The sequence below is a fragment of the Litorivivens sp. genome (genome assembly GCF_057445395.1).
On sequence record NZ_JBVBUV010000079.1, the window covers coordinates 1 to 16,791 of the forward strand.

General features: G+C 53.3%; 14 protein-coding genes. 5 read left to right on the top strand and 9 right to left on the bottom strand.

The genetic code is table 11. From position 1 onward, the window contains the following. Positions 1–240, top strand: a 240-nt coding sequence (locus tag AC222A_RS16425; protein ID WP_486775271.1) for a hypothetical protein, incomplete at its 5' end; no start/stop codon positions are given. Between the two features lie 67 nt (positions 241–307). Here the strand turns inward: AC222A_RS16425 and AC222A_RS16430 are convergent. After that, a complete protein-coding gene (locus tag AC222A_RS16430) occupies positions 308–2,848 on the bottom strand; it encodes a PAS domain S-box protein (protein ID WP_372782308.1) in 2,541 nt (846 codons plus the stop codon). Positions 2,849–2,865: 17 nt separating this feature from the next. Beyond that, on the bottom strand, positions 2,866–3,462 hold the full coding sequence (locus AC222A_RS16435; protein WP_372748715.1) for a cysteine hydrolase family protein: 597 nt from the start codon (positions 3,460–3,462) through the stop codon (positions 2,866–2,868). A gap of 360 nt (positions 3,463–3,822) precedes the next feature. On the opposite strand from AC222A_RS16435, the gene AC222A_RS16440 reads away from it, so the two are divergent. Then, positions 3,823–4,629, top strand: coding sequence for a putative bifunctional diguanylate cyclase/phosphodiesterase (locus AC222A_RS16440; protein WP_372748716.1), 807 nt, complete (start codon positions 3,823–3,825; stop codon positions 4,627–4,629). Between the two features lie 2 nt (positions 4,630–4,631). Here the strand turns inward: AC222A_RS16440 and AC222A_RS16445 are convergent, their stop codons facing one another. Next, positions 4,632–7,244 carry an ATP-binding protein gene (locus AC222A_RS16445; RefSeq protein ID WP_486775272.1) on the bottom strand — a complete coding sequence of 871 codons (2,613 nt, stop codon included), beginning with the start codon at positions 7,242–7,244 and terminating at the stop codon, positions 4,632–4,634. Between the two features lie 247 nt (positions 7,245–7,491). On the opposite strand from AC222A_RS16445, the gene AC222A_RS16450 reads away from it, so the two are divergent. Both AC222A_RS16450 and AC222A_RS16455 read left to right on the top strand, forming a co-directional pair. Next, positions 7,492–8,202 carry a response regulator gene (locus AC222A_RS16450; protein ID WP_372748718.1) on the top strand — a complete coding sequence of 237 codons (711 nt, stop codon included), beginning with the start codon at positions 7,492–7,494 and terminating at the stop codon, positions 8,200–8,202. Beyond that, positions 8,195–9,652, top strand: a complete 1,458-nt coding sequence (locus AC222A_RS16455) for a sigma-54-dependent transcriptional regulator (RefSeq protein WP_372758933.1) — start codon at positions 8,195–8,197, stop codon at positions 9,650–9,652. The genes AC222A_RS16450 and AC222A_RS16455 overlap by 8 nt, the downstream gene beginning before the upstream one ends. On the opposite strand, the gene AC222A_RS16460 is transcribed toward AC222A_RS16455, so the two are convergent. After that, positions 9,653–10,684, bottom strand: a complete 1,032-nt coding sequence (locus tag AC222A_RS16460; RefSeq protein WP_372749745.1) for a tetratricopeptide repeat protein — start codon at positions 10,682–10,684, stop codon at positions 9,653–9,655. A gap of 194 nt (positions 10,685–10,878) precedes the next feature. Here AC222A_RS16460 and AC222A_RS16465 point away from each other — a divergent pair, with 194 nt between their 5' ends. Then, on the top strand, positions 10,879–11,721 hold the full coding sequence (locus AC222A_RS16465; protein WP_372749744.1) for an LLM class F420-dependent oxidoreductase: 843 nt from the start codon (positions 10,879–10,881) through the stop codon (positions 11,719–11,721). Positions 11,722–11,744: 23 nt separating this feature from the next. Here AC222A_RS16465 and AC222A_RS16470 read toward each other — a convergent pair whose 3' ends face one another. The 5 genes from AC222A_RS16470 to AC222A_RS16490 form a co-directional block, all read right to left on the bottom strand. Continuing rightward, positions 11,745–12,995: a hypothetical protein gene (locus AC222A_RS16470; protein WP_486775273.1), complete on the bottom strand. Its 1,251-nt coding sequence runs from the start codon at positions 12,993–12,995 to the stop codon at positions 11,745–11,747. An 80-nt stretch (positions 12,996–13,075) separates the two neighbouring features. Then, positions 13,076–13,921: a type II secretion system F family protein gene (locus tag AC222A_RS16475; RefSeq protein ID WP_372759191.1), complete on the bottom strand. Its 846-nt coding sequence runs from the start codon at positions 13,919–13,921 to the stop codon at positions 13,076–13,078. Next, positions 13,918–14,814, bottom strand: a complete 897-nt coding sequence (locus AC222A_RS16480) for a type II secretion system F family protein (RefSeq protein WP_372750523.1) — start codon at positions 14,812–14,814, stop codon at positions 13,918–13,920. Before AC222A_RS16480 ends, AC222A_RS16475 begins: the two co-directional genes overlap by 4 nt. Then, positions 14,811–16,151, bottom strand: coding sequence for a TadA family conjugal transfer-associated ATPase (locus tag AC222A_RS16485; protein WP_372759192.1), 1,341 nt, complete (start codon positions 16,149–16,151; stop codon positions 14,811–14,813). The genes AC222A_RS16480 and AC222A_RS16485 overlap by 4 nt, the downstream gene beginning before the upstream one ends. Before the next feature lie 41 nt (positions 16,152–16,192). After that, the coding region (locus tag AC222A_RS16490) for a hypothetical protein (protein ID WP_486775274.1) at positions 16,193–16,791 on the bottom strand (599 nt) is incomplete at its 5' end.

The window sequence follows — 16,791 nt, forward strand, 5'->3', positions numbered from 1 at the left end:
GGTGACGTCAGTAACAATAACAGTGCGGCCACGATGCGATCGCTTACGGGAACCGTCTTACCTTGCGTTGAATTTTTCATGGAGAACCTCCTTTCAGTTACCGGAGGTTATTGCGATGAATGTGCCAACCCTGAAAAAAACCTTATCTATATGTTTTTATTAGTATTTTTTAAACTCACCCGCTATATTCTGTTTTGCAAATTGCCAACTGATTTGCATTTTGCAAATCAGTCTGACTGAGCGTTTCATAATGCAAAGAAGCCAGGCCGAAGGCATCCGGCGGTCAACGTGATGACATGATGAATGCTCAACCGGCGGCGGAAAACACTTGCGTATGGCAGTAACGCTTGAGCATGTCGGCGAGGCTTTCTCGGGTAAAGGGTTTGGGCAGCATGTCGTCAAAGCCCACTGCTTCCGTCCGGGATCTGGCCTCGGTGGTAACGTCGGCAGACGCCGCAATAATCACCGGTATCAGATTTTCCCGGCGAAGGTGCTCTGCAGCTGTGATGCCATCCATTACAGGCATGTGAATGTCGAGCAGCGCGATATCAAATTGTTCCTCGCGCGCGCACTCAACAGCCCGCAGACCATTCTCAACAACGGTGACATTGGTGTAGCCAAGCTGTTTCAGCATTGCCTTGGCCACGAGCTGATTGGGTATGACATCTTCTGCGAGCAGGATTTTCTGCGTTTTAGCCTGATTCCGTCCAGTGACCTCCGAGCCTCCCTCAAAACGCAGCCGCACACTGTCAAGTAACCGCCGAGGGCTGCGGATAGTGTCGTTTGGCAGGTTATTACGTGCTGTGATAACTCCACCCCGGTGTTGCAGGGCCAGGCCAACGTCCCCCGCATCCTGATGGCTACAAAATGTGTAGCCAGCGACGGCCGCCGCAGCGCTCACTTCATCCAGTTGCGAGGGTGTGAGGTTATAGGCGTGCAGGGTGCTGCCCAAGGATTCACCGGGCATGGCATAGGTCGGCAACTCACAATGGAAAACCGTACCATTACCCGGGCTGCTTTCTGCCCAGATACGGCCCCCCATCTGATCGACTATCTGTTTGGAAATAGCCAGGCCAAGGCCGGTGCCACCAAACTGACGGGTTATCGAAGGGTCTGCCTGGGTGAACGCGTCAAACAGGGTATTCAGCTTTTGACGTTCAATGCCGATACCCGTGTCTTCAACACGGATCTTGAGCAGGGTGCCATCGCCCATTCGCTCTTGATCCAGATAGAGGCTGACGCTGCCTTGCTCTGTGAATTTGATGGCATTGGACAGCAGGTTAAACAAAATCTGACGAATACGATGCGCATCGCCAGTGTGGTTGCGACTGAGACCGGAGCCAACCCGCAAACTCAGGCCCAGATTTTTCTCCTGCGCGCTGTTGGCCATAACATCAATGCATTGTTCTGCCAGCTCCAGCAGATCGAAGGGACGGTTTTCGAGTTCCATTTCACCGGCATCAAGCTTTGCCAGATCCAGAATATCGTTTACCAGAGCGAGCAACGCATTGCCGCCATTAAGCAACGTATCCACATAACTTGATTGATCGTTGTCGAGTTGGGTATTGCGCAGCACATTGCTCATGCCGATGATCGCGTTGAGCGGCGTTCGTATTTCGTGCGACATGTTCGCCACAAACTGGGTCCGCGCGTGCGACAGTTGCTCGGCGCGTTCCTTGGCCTGAAGTATGGCTTTGTTAGCGTGCCAGCGTTCGTCGATATCAATGAGCGCTCCGGTTATCGCCAACTTGCTATCCAGCTGGCTGTTAGAAAGAATCACTTCCACATGGCGCCAGCCACCCTCTCGACTGATGACACGCAACTCCTGGCGCACCTGCTCTGAATGCTTCCGGATGTCAGCACACATACGCTCCAACAGTTCCATATCATCGCAGTGCACAAAATCCGACAGGTTAACCCGCTCGCCGGGGGTCAGCTCGTGGCCTGTCATACCGCTCCACGCCGGATTCACATACTGGATTGTCAGCGCCGTATCACAGTGAAAAATCGCTTCACTGACGGTGTCTAGAATCGTCCGAAAATGCTGCTCGCTGTCACGCAGCAATAACTCGGACTCTTTACGCTCGGTAATGATGCGTTCAACCGCGATAAAATTTACCAGTTCGCCCCGTTCATCGACGACTGGCGTGCAATCGACTTCTACCCAGTAGGCATCGCCGTCTTTGTTGTAATTGACAACCTCAACATTAAACCCGGTTCCCGCGCGTAAACCTTCGCGCATGACTGCAACGGTGTCCTGTGAAGTTTCCGGTCCCTGCAAAAGCTCGCTTGGCCTTTTACCCACAGCAATCTCAAAACAATATCCCGTCTCGCGCTCGAAGCTTTCGTTTACCCACTCAATGGTGCCCTGCGCATCAGAGATGACAACCAGGTTATCCGTTCGACTGGCCACCAAGGAAAGCTTTCGCTCGCGTTCTCTGGCAAGCTCCAATTCCGCCTGCGCCCGATGGTATTCCGTAACATCGGTCATCGACCCATACCAACTGCCTGCAGAGTACGTCGCCTTCAGATTGAAAGCTCGGGTTGCGCCATCGCGCGTGATAAAAGACACTTCAGAGGCGAACGCATCAGACACCTCCGGATCCGGGCACCAGCCATTTGCCGATTGATAGTCCGTCAGATTACTCCCCAGACACTCCTCTACTTTCCAGCCCAGAACCTCTTCCCAGGCGGAATTCAACAGCAGTATTTTGCCGTCGCGATCACATCGGAAGACAATATCAGCAAGCAGTGACGTGAGGGTTGAAAACTCCTGTTCACGGGAGTTAAGCGCCTCAAGCATGCGCGCCTGAATCTGTACCTGCAGTTCCTGCTCGGTGGCCGCCATAACACTCTACTCCGCTATCAGGCTGCGACAAGGGTACTCAAGGAGGCTACTTCGCCATAAAGCGGGAACACATTTTCGCAGTAGTATTGCTGCTCAAAGACCGTGCGGCCTGAGGTGCAATCACTGAGCACCATGACTTTAAAGCCGAGTTCCGCGGCGTGCCGACCGGTTGAGTCAATACAAATAGATGTGACGGTGCCAGCCAGTATGATTTCTTCAATACCGTGTTCGCGGAGCAAGACTTCCAGCTCCGTATTGGAAAACGCGTTCAGACCACGCTTACCCGGAACTTCGCGAATCAGCGAGGTGTAAGGTTCAAATTCGGCTATTGTCTCGGCACCGCGCGAACCTGCCTTGAAGGCACCTACCTCACGAATGGTTTTCAATATGCCAACCGGCTCCGTAAGCTCTTCATAAGACGGCGTGAAATGAATGGGCGTCGAAACCACAAGCCCGAAGTCTCTGCCGCGACCGGACAACAATGCCAGCGTGTTGTCTAAAACACCGGTCACTCGCGACGATTCCTCCACAACCGCGTGCAGAATACCGTCCTCAGCAAAATAGTCGTTTTGAAATCCGATAAGCAAAAGAGCGGTTTTTGATAGATCTTTCATTTATGTCTCCGATAAAAATAAATACTGCAATCAAAGACGATAGAAGCAAACGGCATACCATGTGACACAGGAACGTTACAGCGTTGTTTTTATTGAATTTATCCTAGAGTCAGCGAGAGATGAGATGCCGGCTTTTGCAAACTGCAAATCATTATGCGCTGCATACTGCATTGCATTAATGGATTGACCCGCAAGCAGCCTCGGCGAGCGCTACCCATGATTTTCACGTCGAACCTATCTGAAAATTAAATCACTTTGTTTTCAATCGGTTGGCCAATACGGTTGGCACGCGGACGGTTTTTGGCCCGGTAGTTGCGTAGGACCCTTTCAGACGCAGTAACTTTTACGAGACATTTGACTATGAATACCCAGCCCATCACCAGTGCAGCGCCCCTACCCATCCTCGACATCATCAAGGAAGCTCTCGCGAAACAGCACTACCAAATGGTCTATCAACCGCAATTCGGTTTCGCTGACGGCCGCCTGAAAGGTTTTGAAGCGCTGGTACGCTGTCAGTCGCCACGCTTCGGTATGATTTCCCCCGCCGACTTCATACCGTTTGCCGAAGAGAGTGGCGATATTATTGAACTGGGTCACTGGATTACACGGCAGTCGCTGCTGGATTTGAAAAATCTCAGAGAGCTGTCCGGCTTGCCGCTTTACATGTCTATCAATATTTCGCCCTGTCAGTTTCAGGCCGGCGATGTTTACGAACATGTGATGAAAACGCTGATGGATATGAACCTGCCAGCATCTGCCGTAAAACTGGAACTGACTGAAACAGCTCTTATTCAGAATCCATCGATGATCGGCAGAACATTCAAGGCCTTCCAGCGAGATGGGGTGCAGGTTTGGCTGGACGACTTCGGCACCGGTTTTGCGTCGTTAAACCTACTGAGGGAATTCAAGATCGATGGATTGAAAATTGATAAAAGTTTTGTGGACGGGCTGCACACCAGCGACGACGACTTTACCATTTGCAGCGCCATTATTGCGATGGCACAACGTTTAGGCCTGAATATCGTCGCTGAAGGCGTAGAGACAGAACCCCAGATGCACATCCTGTCTCAGCTGGGTTGCAACAGCGTACAGGGTTATCTGACGGGCAGACCCACCCCGCTGGATGAATGCAGCCACTTCTGGCTGGAAAATCGGTTTATCAACTGAGATTAATCCAACATTGTTGCAATGACTGCCTGTGTTTCTTCGGCGCTGTCGATCAGGGCCTGAATGAGTTCCAAGGCAACATCGGCTTGATTATCGACACACGCTTTTTCAAGCTGCTGCGACAACTCCTGCACTTGAACGGCACCACAATACCCGGCACTGCTTTTACACCGATGCGCGCTGTCGCGCAGCGTAGCCAGCGCGTCGCCAGACAAGGTGCCACTGTCTGCGTAACCTTTAAGTACATCGATAAAACCGAAAAGCTCGGTCTGCAAAGCTTGCAGTATGACCAGAGCCGCTTCGTCCGAAGTGTCTCGTTTTAATTGGTCCAGTACAGAATCATCGATAAGCGGATGCATTACTTCTTCCTGTTTTGGGTGGGAGGGAATGGCGTCTGCAGCTCCCTCCACCCAGCGTGACAATACCGAGAGCAGCTTGTCGCGGCTCACCGGCTTTCCGATAAAATCATTCATCCCCGCGTCGAGACAACGGTCTACATCAGAGCCAAACACATTCGCCGTCAAGGCGATAATCGGCAGTTCATCCGTGCTGTGGCTATGACGAATTTCACGGGTCGCTGTGAGCCCGTCTACCAATGGCATGCGCACGTCCATCAGCACCGCGTCGTAATGCTCAGCCTTCACCGCATCGATTGCCTCTTGCCCATTTTCGGCAATATCAACCACACAACCCGCTTTTTCCAACAACGATGTGGCAATCAGTTGATTCGCCTTGCTGTCTTCTGCAAGCAATATCCGGTAGTTGAGCCGCGCACCGCCGCCCGGTGCTTTTACTTTAGCATTGCCCGACTTGTTATTGCTATTGGCTAACAGTGCACCAACCATCGCGGTGGCCGTAAACGGTCGGGCAATCACTCCACGAACGCCCGCTTTGCGCGCCTCAATAGCCCACTCAGAGTAGGCGTCGGGTAGCGCCAGAATAAGCTGCTCGGGTTGAAAGCCACGGGCGCTCCAAAGGGCGATAACCTCGCTGGGCATTGTGCCGGGCGACACGTCAATCACCAATGGTACCGCATCACCGGCGGTCAACTGGTCCGCCGCACAGGTCGAACTACCCAGTAGCGCAACCTGCTCCGCCACATCACGGGCAAAGCAGGTGTTGTCGCTCGATACCCCGACAATTTCCGGTAACGCCTGCTGCGTATCGAAAAAGACCGTGGTGTCATCTGCCAGCCCACACGGCAGCACGACCTGAAAACAACTGCCCTTACCAGGCTCGCTCGACACAGTGATATGACCACCGAGCGCTTCGAGCAAGCGTTTGCAAATTGACAATCCGAGACCCGCGCCGCCAAAATTGGTGCGGTCACTGCTATCGGCCTGCGTGAACTCTTCGAATATCTTTTCCTGGTCGCCCGCGCCTATCCCGACACCGGTATCCTGAACCACAATGCGCAAGTCCAGATGGTCGGCATTCAGATCCTTGCCCTGCACATAAACGCGAACGCTGACGCCTCCTTCCTGCGTAAACTTAAGCGCGTTATCTACCAAGTTGCTTACAATCTGGCGCAGTGCCACTGGATCTGAGACGACATTCAACGGCACATCGGGTGCGATACAGCAGCCAATATGCAATTCGCGCGACGCACTGCGTACTGCCGCCGATTCAACCACCTGCTCAAGCACACGTATGGGGCTAAACACTCTGGACTGAAGCTGATAAGTTCCAGATTCAATTTTTGAAAAGCTGAGGATGTCTTCAATTACATCCAGCAGGTTATGCCCGGCATCATCGGCTGTTTTCACCAGGATGTTTTGCTCATTGTCGAGAGCGGTATCTGACAGCAGTTCAAGGCAACCCAATATTGCGCTCACCGGCGAGCGAACTTCATGGCTCATATGGGCAAGAAATCGCGATTTAGCCTGACTACCGGCTTCGGCTGCTTCTTTCGCCCGTGTCAGCGCCGCTTCGTTAGCTTTTCGTCCGGAAATATCTCTGAGAAAAGCTGAAAAGAAAGCAATTTCCCCATTGATTTGCGCGGGTGCTAGCGTTATTTCGCAAGGAAAGCGTGAACCGTCCCGACGCGTTGCCTCAAATTCAAACCGTTGGGTGGTTAACGGCGCTTTCCCTACCGTAAAGTAGCCCGCTATATCGGGGTACTGAACATCGTGCTTGCCGAAGGGCAAAATGATCTCAGCCACTTCCGCCCCCTGCACTTCCTGCTGCCGGTAGCCAAGCATCGCTTCGGCAGCGGCATTGAATTCCATAATAGCGCCGCGGGTATCGATGGTGACTAAGGCATCCAGATTTGAGCCGTAGAGCGCATTAAACACAGCTGCCGTGCGGTCTGTTGCTCGACGACTTAAACTACGCTGCGCCATCGAGCAGTAGATTGAGATTCGTGCGCCCTGCTCCAGAGGTTCAACCTGCACATCAACATCGCGACCACTCAGCAGCGTTGGGTGGCTTGTGGTGAACAGGCAGTGTTCGCCGTCAGTTAGGGATATGCCCGACAGCAGCCCGGTAAGCCAGCCTTCCGTTACATCTGCTCGATTCGCCTCTGGCAAGCTCTCGTGCCAAGATGAAATCTTTCGTACACGTAGATGCTGATCGACCTGACATTGGAGGATCAGTGAGCGTCTGGACAGAGCCATCAGCCCCGCCTCCTGTGTCCGATATTGACTTGCATAGTGAATTGCATTTTGCAAAAAACAGCCTAAACTTGAGGGCATGAGCTAAATGTAGCTGCAAACGCACAGGCTTGTGAACACAATTGTCTGATTTAGAAGGTTTTTCTCTACATCATTGCAAACTGGTTCGTAAATTGCTTGCCAATTAGGGCATTGGGAACAAATCCTACTGCCCCTAGTGCATCCCTTTTCCACTCAGGACACAACGGGAATGACGAGAACAAACCTGCTGCTCGCAGACGACAGCCTACCCAGCCTACTGGTCGCTAAAGCCATGCTGGAAAAACTGGGCTATCACGTTACCACTGCCGAAAACGGCGATGAAGCTCTGACACTGGCCTGCGAATCAACATTCGACATTATCATGCTGGATGAACATTTACCGGGCAAACGCGGTAGCGACATTGCAGCCTATCTTCGCCAGCATGACACGCCCAACACCGTTACAACACTGATTTCCATTACCGGCGAACACGACCCCCAGGAAAGAGCGAGAATACTGGCAGCCGGTATCGACGCATTAATTGACAAGCCAGTCTCGTTGGCGAAGCTGCAGGCGACATTGCAGTCTAGTCCGGCCGCGTTGGACGATCAGACAGTAGAGTCACTTGTCAGTGACCTCGGAAAAGACACAGCAAAGCGCTTACTGAATATTTTCATACAGGAGCTAGCAGACCTGTCCCGGCGCCTGCGGGAAGCCGACGACCTTGTCGCTGAAATCCATGCCGTCAGTCATATGCTGAAAAATTCCGCGATGCTCTATGGTGCCACGGAGCTGGCGGCCCTGGCCCGCGACCTGAACGAAAGCTCAGCGGTGACAGACAGCAACGCGCCTGACGAGGCGGCCCGCCTGATAACACTGTGCCAAACCACCACTGAAAGCGTTGAAAATACACTCCAGCAGGAATTCATGAATGACTAACTCAGATAATCAGCCACTGGTTTATGTTGTTGAAGACAGCGCGTCGAGTGGTGCGCTCTACTGTGGTTACCTCGAACAGGCGGGTTTCACTACCGAACACTTTCTGGATGGACACTCAGCGCTGGTAGCCATTAAAAACCGGATGCCTGACATCATTGTTCAGGACGTGTGTCTGCCAGACATTACCGGGCTGGAGGTGCTGGAGTTTGTCAACCGGCAACCCGCTCCTGCCAACGTGGTTATCGTAACCGCTAACAGCTCTATCGACACCGCCGTCGATGCCATGCGACTGGGCGGATTTGATTTTATTGAAAAGCCCTTTTCCAAAGAGCGACTGCTGACCGCTGTCGGCAGTGCGCTGGCGCAAAAGAAAGACGAAGTGGCGGCGCCGGCTGCGCCTGTGGCCGCGGCGGCAACCGAAGTCAAAGACAGCGGTGAACATTCGGTATCGCAATACTTTGTCGGACAGTCGCTGGCAATGTCGACCGTGTTTCGACTACTCGACAGTGCCGCCAAGAGTAAAGCAAGCGTGTTTGTCACTGGCGAAAGCGGTACCGGTAAAGAAGTTTGCGCACAATCACTGCACAACACCAGCGCCCGTCGATCGGGGCCTTTTATTGCCATCAATTGCGCGGCAATTCCCGTGGACTTGTTCGAATCCGAAATTTTCGGTCACGAAAAAGGCGCATTCAGTGGTGCGGTCAATCAACGCAAGGGCGCAGCAGAACAAGCTGATGGCGGCACGCTGTTTCTGGACGAGATCTGTGAGATGGATCTGAACCTGCAGGCCAAACTGTTGCGCTTTCTGCAAACCGGCACCTTTACACGAGTGGGCGGCCAGAAAGTATTAACCGCAGATGTGCGTATTGTCTGCGCCACCAACCGCGACCCCGCCAAGGAAGTGGGAGAAGGTCGATTCCGAGAAGACTTGTACTACCGTCTGAATGTTATTCCCGTTTACCTGCCACCCTTGCGGGAGCGCGGTGAAGACATCCTCTTGCTCGCCAATCATTTTCTGGAGGAAAAGTCACGAGCAAACAACAAAGGGTTCACGCGTTTTTCACCCGATGCTGAAAACAATATTGCCAACTACGATTGGCCCGGCAATATTCGGGAAATGCAAAATGTCATTGAGAACGTTGTAGTTATCAACGACGGTGAGGAAATCACCGCAGCGATGCTGCCAGTGTTTGGCGAAGGTAGGCCCCGCGCACCAGCGCCATCTTCGGCGACCGCTCCATCGCCAATAACCGCGCCTTCGGCAACAGTCGCCAGTGCGACGGCACCACCCGTTCCCAACGGAACGCAGGGCATCCGCCCATTGTGGCAGGTGGAAAAAGAAGCCATAGAACAGGCTATTGAACAGTGTGACGGCAATATTCCACTGGCTGCAGCGTGTCTTGGCGTTAGCGCGTCTACAATCTACCGCAAGCTTAAAGGCTGGGAATAGTCAGGACGAGGGCTCGTTCAGCCGCTCGTATAAGCGCGCCAGCAGCGAATCGAAACGCAGATCTTCATGCATTCGGCGTGCACGCTGAATATGTCGCAAGGCGTCGTCATAACGACTCTCACTTTCGGCCTGCTGTGCCAGCAGGTAATAGTAGTACGGGTTTTTCTTACGGTAGTGCAAAATCAGACTATTGAGATCTCCGGCCAAGTCTTGTTCACCACGCCCCGCATACAGGCGCTGAAGATTGCTCATGGCTTGCAACTGGCGGTTATCGTGCTCAATCGCGATCAACCAGGCAGATTCGGCGTAATCGTCCAATCTCAGGCGCCGATAGATAACCCCCAGATTAACCCAAATATGGGCCGCGTCTGGCGAGAGCCGCAACGCGCGACTAAGTTCTGCAAAAGCCAGCGGCAGGTCATCATTTAGCAGCGCTTCTGCGCCCAGGTTGTTGTGCCACTCCGCCAGCGCCTGGTCATCACTCAAGATAAACCGTCGTTCGTAATCCGACGGATTGCGACGCGGCAACCAGTCCACCTCGACCTGCTTGCCCTGCAGGAAAATCACCGCATTAATATGCAAAGCGGCAACAACAGAACTTCCCTCCAGATCCCACTCCGGCGCCGCTTCCACCCGCTGAAATCTTGCGCGCACACCGGCATGGCGCATTAAGCTGACCACCATTGCACTGTAACTCAGGCAATTGGCCTGCTGCTCATGGAAGGCATCGGCAGCGGAGAAATTGGCGTCACGACGATATTTTCGTGCGGGCCACTCCTCCCGTAACGATTTCAGTAGTGTAAAGGGGATTTGTTCCGGATCAGTATATTCGGTGCTGAAATCCACAAAGTGACGCATCACCATATCCGGATTCAACCAATATTTTTCGTCTCGATAGGGGCGAGGATCAAGACCGATAGTACGCCGGGCCAGAAGCTGGTCAGCATCATAGGCGGGTGGCGGCAGTGGCAGCGGCGATACAGCGCAGGCTGCACATAGCAGCAGTGGCAAAATGACCAATAAAGCGCGCATTGGCACGGTACGCGGTTGTAACGTGGGTTCAGTATACTCCCCCAAAAGCGCTTAAGCGACTATGCCGTCTCGGTTCTGAGCGTAATCTACTACATTCGGGTGTTCCCAATACTTGCGGCACGCGTTACGCTATTCCATACCATTAAAAATGTTTTTAATAACAGGACAATACCATGCGGCTAGGCTTCAGCTCCATGAACACCGTTCATGACCCAGATCCGATTACTCTGGCCAGGAAACTGGAAGAACTCGGTTACGATTCACTCTGGTATGGTGAGCACAGCCATATTCCCTGCTCCCGTAAAACCCCCTACCCGGCCGGGGGTGATATGCCCGCGCCCTACCGTCAGATGATGGATCCTTACGTATCGCTGATGGCTGCCGCAGCGGTGACCAAAAAGCTGAAGGTGGGCACCGGGATTGCTCTGCTCATGGAACGCGACGTTTTCTCCCAGGCAAAAACCATTGCTACGCTGGATCACCTGTCAAATGGCCGCGTCATTATTGGAACCGGCGTAGGCTGGAACGAAGAAGAGTTCGTCAATGTGAATCCCCACCCCTGGAATAAGCGCTACACAGTGATGCGCGAAACCGTGGAGGCGATGCGCGCTCTGTGGCGTGAAGATGAGGCCAGCTACCACGGCGAGTATGTAAAGTTTGACCCGGTATGGAGCGCGCCTAAGCCAGTGCAGGCCGACGGCCCCAAAGTGATCTTTGGCGCGATGGGCCCACTAGGCGTCAAACATGCCGCGAAATGGGCAGATGGCTGGTTTCCGGTTGACGTCGCACTACCCAATATTGACACCGCTGTCAGCGAATTCAAACAGATGGTTAAAGATAACGGCCGCGACCCCGACAGCGTGGAAATCACCCTGCAGGTAATGGACTCACCAACCCCGGACAAACTGAAACGCTACCGCGACTTGGGTTTCGACCGCTGCAATATTGGTGTTTCAATGGATATGTGGGACAAACCGGATCTATTCATCCCCATGATAGAAAAGTTTGCTGACGTTATTCCTGAACTCGAAAATTAACCGGTAAACCAACCAGGCGGCGCTTACCCCTCGCCGTCTGGTGGAATATAGATCCAACTATCTTCGGCCACATCTGCCGGCAAATTAACTTGGAACGGCGCCGAAAATGGTGCGAGCGCGTTTTGCGTCTGGTCGTTTGGCGAGGACACTGGTTCTGCCAAGTGCAGCTGCAGTGTGCGCTCCACGCTACTCTCAACGACGGTTCCCGAGTCTGTTGGCGGCGCAACACCGTCTTGTACACACTGCAATGCGGTGTTGTTCAGTACGTCATCCACTGCTTGAATGGTCGTTTGTATCTTTGCGTCGACGCTACCTACGGTCCCTATCGCCAGCTCAATACTTGGCACCAGAATAGCGAACGCGACGGTATCCGCCAGATTCGCAGGATCAAGGCTATACCCGCTTGGACAACAGATGGTACCAACTTGCAATGGTACGAGGTCTTTCACGAAACCCCGCGTAGCACCCACGCCGATATTAACCGAGTTCTGAATTTCAGCATCAATTGCGTTAATAACATCACCTTCATCCGTATACCCACTCGGACAACTGCAAGGGATAATTGCGCCAGTGAGATCCGTTCCAACAATACAGTCAGTATAGGCCTCTACTATATTTGGACCACTGGTGCCGCCGGTTGTACCAGTGGTAGTCGTTCCACCTGAGGATGTAGCGACTGGCTCACAGGGCAACCCGGGAACAACCTTCTGGGAGATGTATCTCGACACAACGGCATCCGGCGTAAACGGACAGGCTACAGACGTTTCACGATACAAATAACCCTTGAAACCTCCCGAAGTATCACGCCCGATGCCGTAGTTTGGTCCTCCTTGCAGCGCATTGAGATAGCTGACCGCACCCGCGGCTCCATCACTGGCTACATCATAACTGTCTGCGCGTTCATCACTTGTCGCTTTAATACACGGCGTGCCCGTACAGTTTTCTGTTGAATAATAGACCGGCTCGCGACTGGTAAAACGATCATCGCGCACACCTATCAACACCCGATAGTTTCTCTGAACACCATCAGTGCCAGGCGGCAACGTTCGGTCAATATAAGGAATACGCGGCGCGTCGTGTTCATCAAAATCGACGGCCTTCCCCAATACTTGACCGTTGGCATCACTGACATACACTTCACGAGACTGCTTTTGCGCATATTGCTTAACCAGCGCATCACGTATAGCCACAACACCCGCCAGCGTGCCAATCACCAGAATTGTGGTTATGAGGATGAGCTCAACCGTTATGATAAACCCGCGTTGTCGTTTCACGCCCGGCGTGCTGTTATGCGACTGTAAAGAAGACATAGTTTATTCTGGTACTCCAGCGTTCAAATCAATATAGCACTTAATTAAAACAGTTCTTTCATCAACTGAAGAACCTCGTATATCTGCGCGCCGGCCGGATAGAAAACCAAAACCAGAAACATGGGGAAGCACACCATAATCATGGGTAGCATGGCCTCCATCGTCTTGCGGTTGGCTAACTCCGTTCCCGCCTGACGTTGTTTGGCGCGAAGCAAATCCGCCTGCGCCTCTAAGGTTTGCGCCACCGGAGACCCAACGCTGAAACCGACCGACATCACTGCCGAAATTCGCTCCAGCTCCTCAACGCCAGTACGCTCTGCCAGACAGGCAAAGGCTTCATCACGCTCGCGACCCGCAGCAATCTCCTGAGTAAGTAGGCTCACCTCCTTACTCAAGGGGTTGTCGTCCGTCAGGCCATACTTGGCTGAATTGTCAAAGGCTTGTGCCAGCCCCATACCCGAGCGCAAATAGACCACCATCAAACTCACGAAAAAGCTCATGGAACTAGCAATGGCCATCCGGCGACGGCGGCGCCGCATAACCAGAAACAGATCTGGCACCAGGAAAGCCACAATTGCGGCAGCCGCCAGACCGGCACCCGCCATTTCGCCTGTGGTGATTTCTATCAGCGCCATGGGCGCCAACAAAGCCAGAGATACCTTTAAGGGCCAATACACCCATTTCGCCCGATCGCTGGAGAATCCGCTTTGGCGTATCAGCTTTTGAGGGTAAAGCCCCCACTTGCGCGGAGGTTTACTGGCCTCCAGATCCACCTCAAAATGCTCACTGACATCAGCTTGTGCAGAAACTCTCCGCAGAGCCCAAGCCAGTAATCCGAGGCCTCCCAAGAGCAGAACGAGGATAATGTCGAACCACCAATCACTACTCATATTTCTACCCTCAAGAGACGTCTGAGCCACAAATAGCCAAACACTTGTGAAAGCACCGCTACCAGTAAATACGTCGATCCCTGCTCACTGTTTTTTAAGGGTTCAAACCAATCCGGCTGCTTCCAAAGAAAAAGCGGCACCAAGAGATAAGGCAGCGCACCCGTAAAAATAGCGGCATAGCGTGAACCCGATAACTGCGCGCTGATCTGTATGCGCAACTTAATGCGCTCACGCAGCAATTCACTGATGGATTCCAATAGGGGGGCGAAGCCGGTACCCGACTCCCACTTCACCATCAACGCTTGCTTGAATAGACGCACCCCTTCGGAGTTATAACGATACTGCATGCGCTCGACCGCCCGCTCGACGGGAAGTCCGTAACTCAGCCGATCGGCGACCTCGCGCAACTCTCGCGACACCGCACCACGTGTCGTGTTGGCCGCAACCGTCAAAGCCCTTTGTGGAGAAACACCGCCGGCAACAGCAGCTTGAATTAAATCCAGCGCATCGACCAGTTTTTGTTCAAATCGATAACGTAGCCAACGGCTAATGTCATTCAACAGAAAGTAGACCATCACCATTACCGCCAGACTGGAAATAATGGCGAGAGTCTGACTTTCAGGAAAAAACTCCAGAAAGACCAAGCCCACGCATACACTGGCCACAATCACTATGCCAAGTAAGAGTAGCGGCTCAATGCGTAAGTTTAAGGTTTGCAGTGATTGGCGTACGGACGAGACCTTGTAGGAGGCCCCGGCAAGCTGTTCCTTCTCCTCCTCTAGAAATAAATCCGTCTCTGCAGCGGACTCACGTGAAGCGCGTAGAGAAAAAAAGGAATATGCGGCGTAGCCGGCGAACAGCAAGCAGGCAAACAGCAAAATGAGATCAATCATGCTTCGACCTCGCCCGAACCAAGAGCTCCAAGCCCATGCGCGCCGGCATCAAACCCCTTAGTTTTCACCTGCTCCAGGAAACGCGGCTGTATACCATTATAGTGATGCTGCCCTCTGATTTCACCGTTGGGGGTCGTTTCAGAAACATCGAAACGGTAAATATCCTCCACCCGAAGCTCGTCGCCCTCTGCAATTACCTGACTAATGCTACACACCCGACGTTTGCCGTCGCGAAAGCGATTGATGTGAACAATGAGCTGTACCGCAGAAGCAATCATCTCGCGAATGGATTCTCGCGGCACACCTGCATCACTCATCAAGGCAAGTGCTTCCAGGCGCCTCAGCACATCATGGCTGTTGTTCGCGTGCACGGTGGTCATGCTACCGCTGTGGCCAACATTCATTGCCTGCAACATATCCATGACTTCTCCACCACGCACTTCACCCACCACGATGCGGTCGGCGCGCATACGCAGTGAGGTTTTTACCAAATCACGGAGTTCTATTTTTCCCAGGCCTTCCATATTCGATTGTCGGGCTTCCAGGGGAATCACATGAGGATGGTCAAGCTTAAGCTCAGCCGTTTCCTCAATAGTAATGATTCGCTGAGTGGCGGGAATACTTTTTGCCAGCGCATTCAACAGCGTGGTTTTACCGCAGCCTGCGCTTCCGGCCACAACAATGTTAATTCCAGCTTCTACCGCAAACTGCAAGAGTTTCAGCATTTCCGAACTGAGAAAACCTGTTTCCACCAATTGCTCGGAGGTAATCCCCTCACTGCGAAAACGGCGAATGGATACTACTGCACCTCGGCTGGACAGCGGTGGGATCACCGCGTGTAGTCGGCTGCCATCAGCAAGCTTTGCATCTACCATCGGATTGGCCGAATCCAGGTTACGCCCCTGCGCTGAAACGATGCGATCCAGGAAGCGGCGCAGATGAGAATCATCATCAAAACGAATATCGGTCTTTTCCAGAGCTTTGCCACGATCAACCCAGACCTCCTCCGGGCCATTGACCAGAATGTCGGTAACATCGGGTTCAAGCATAAGAGATGCCAGCGGCCCCATGCCGCTCAGCTCCTGCAAAATTTCCTGTTCTAACCGAGTCTGTTGCTCTGCACTAATACTTGCGCCACGCTCGTTTTTAAGATCGTCGACGATCCAGTGGACGCGCTCTTTGATCTCCTTCGACTGACCCAATGTCTGGATGCCATCATCCTGAATCGTATCAATAAGTTTGCTGTGAACGAGGCGGCGTAATTTACGGAAGTAGTCGTTTTCTTTGCTTGCTTCCGACATTTTTTTGTCCCCGTCGTTGCCTGACACCCGTCGCATCTTGGCTCTCCTGAATTATTGTGGCGACCTTGTACCGGTCGCTAGATCCGCACTCGTACGGTAGAGCGTGACAGCCCCTGTACCATTTCAACTTCGTGATGGGTTCTCACGGGCTGCACGGCCAGCGGCTCACCGCGCGCCAGATCCCGCGCACCGTGCAACACCAGCGAAACACGCTCCGAAGTGTGGATACTTGCCAAAGGGTAAACGCTTTCCGGATAGACGGCTACAACCAGAGAGGTAATGTTGCCGCCACCGCTAGAGGCCGGGGTTTTCTGTGGCAGCAAGCTCATCACACCTTTACCACCGGCCGCGCCTGCGGCACCCGAGGGGCGCATCACGCCGACCAGGCGAACATCGCGGGCGACCGTGCGAACGCCAGCTGCGCTGGTCACCAGCACATCCAGACGGTCGCCACCGCGCAGTTGGGAAACGGGAATACTCTGTGGGTCAGGTGCCAGGGTGTACAGTACCCGGCCCGCTGGAACCACCTCGGCCAGCGACGGACGTTTCAAGGCCACCACGTCACGGTTGTTAAAGGGCTCGCCTGCCTTCTTTTCTACGGTCAGGCGTTTGCCAATCAGAGCGCGCGGCTCTGCCAGAACAACGCCGTCAGTTTTGACTTTGCGCTGCTCAAGAC

Bases quoted from the DNA above. Each gene is read 5' to 3' on its own strand.
- AC222A_RS16430 (WP_372782308.1), bottom strand. From the start codon at position 2,848: ATGGCGGCCACCGAGCAGGAACTGCAGGTACAGATTCAGGCGCGCATG.
- AC222A_RS16435 (WP_372748715.1), bottom strand. From the start codon at position 3,462: ATGAAAGATCTATCAAAAACCGCTCTTTTGCTTATCGGATTTCAAAAC.
- AC222A_RS16440 (WP_372748716.1), top strand. From the start codon at position 3,823: ATGAATACCCAGCCCATCACCAGTGCAGCGCCCCTACCCATCCTCGAC.
- AC222A_RS16445 (WP_486775272.1), bottom strand. From the start codon at position 7,244: ATGGCTCTGTCCAGACGCTCACTGATCCTCCAATGTCAGGTCGATCAG.
- AC222A_RS16450 (WP_372748718.1), top strand. From the start codon at position 7,492: ATGACGAGAACAAACCTGCTGCTCGCAGACGACAGCCTACCCAGCCTA.
- AC222A_RS16455 (WP_372758933.1), top strand. From the start codon at position 8,195: ATGACTAACTCAGATAATCAGCCACTGGTTTATGTTGTTGAAGACAGC.
- AC222A_RS16460 (WP_372749745.1), bottom strand. From the start codon at position 10,684: ATGCGCGCTTTATTGGTCATTTTGCCACTGCTGCTATGTGCAGCCTGC.
- AC222A_RS16465 (WP_372749744.1), top strand. From the start codon at position 10,879: ATGAACACCGTTCATGACCCAGATCCGATTACTCTGGCCAGGAAACTG.
- AC222A_RS16475 (WP_372759191.1), bottom strand. From the start codon at position 13,921: ATGAGTAGTGATTGGTGGTTCGACATTATCCTCGTTCTGCTCTTGGGA.
- AC222A_RS16480 (WP_372750523.1), bottom strand. From the start codon at position 14,814: ATGATTGATCTCATTTTGCTGTTTGCCTGCTTGCTGTTCGCCGGCTAC.
- AC222A_RS16485 (WP_372759192.1), bottom strand. From the start codon at position 16,151: ATGCGACGGGTGTCAGGCAACGACGGGGACAAAAAAATGTCGGAAGCA.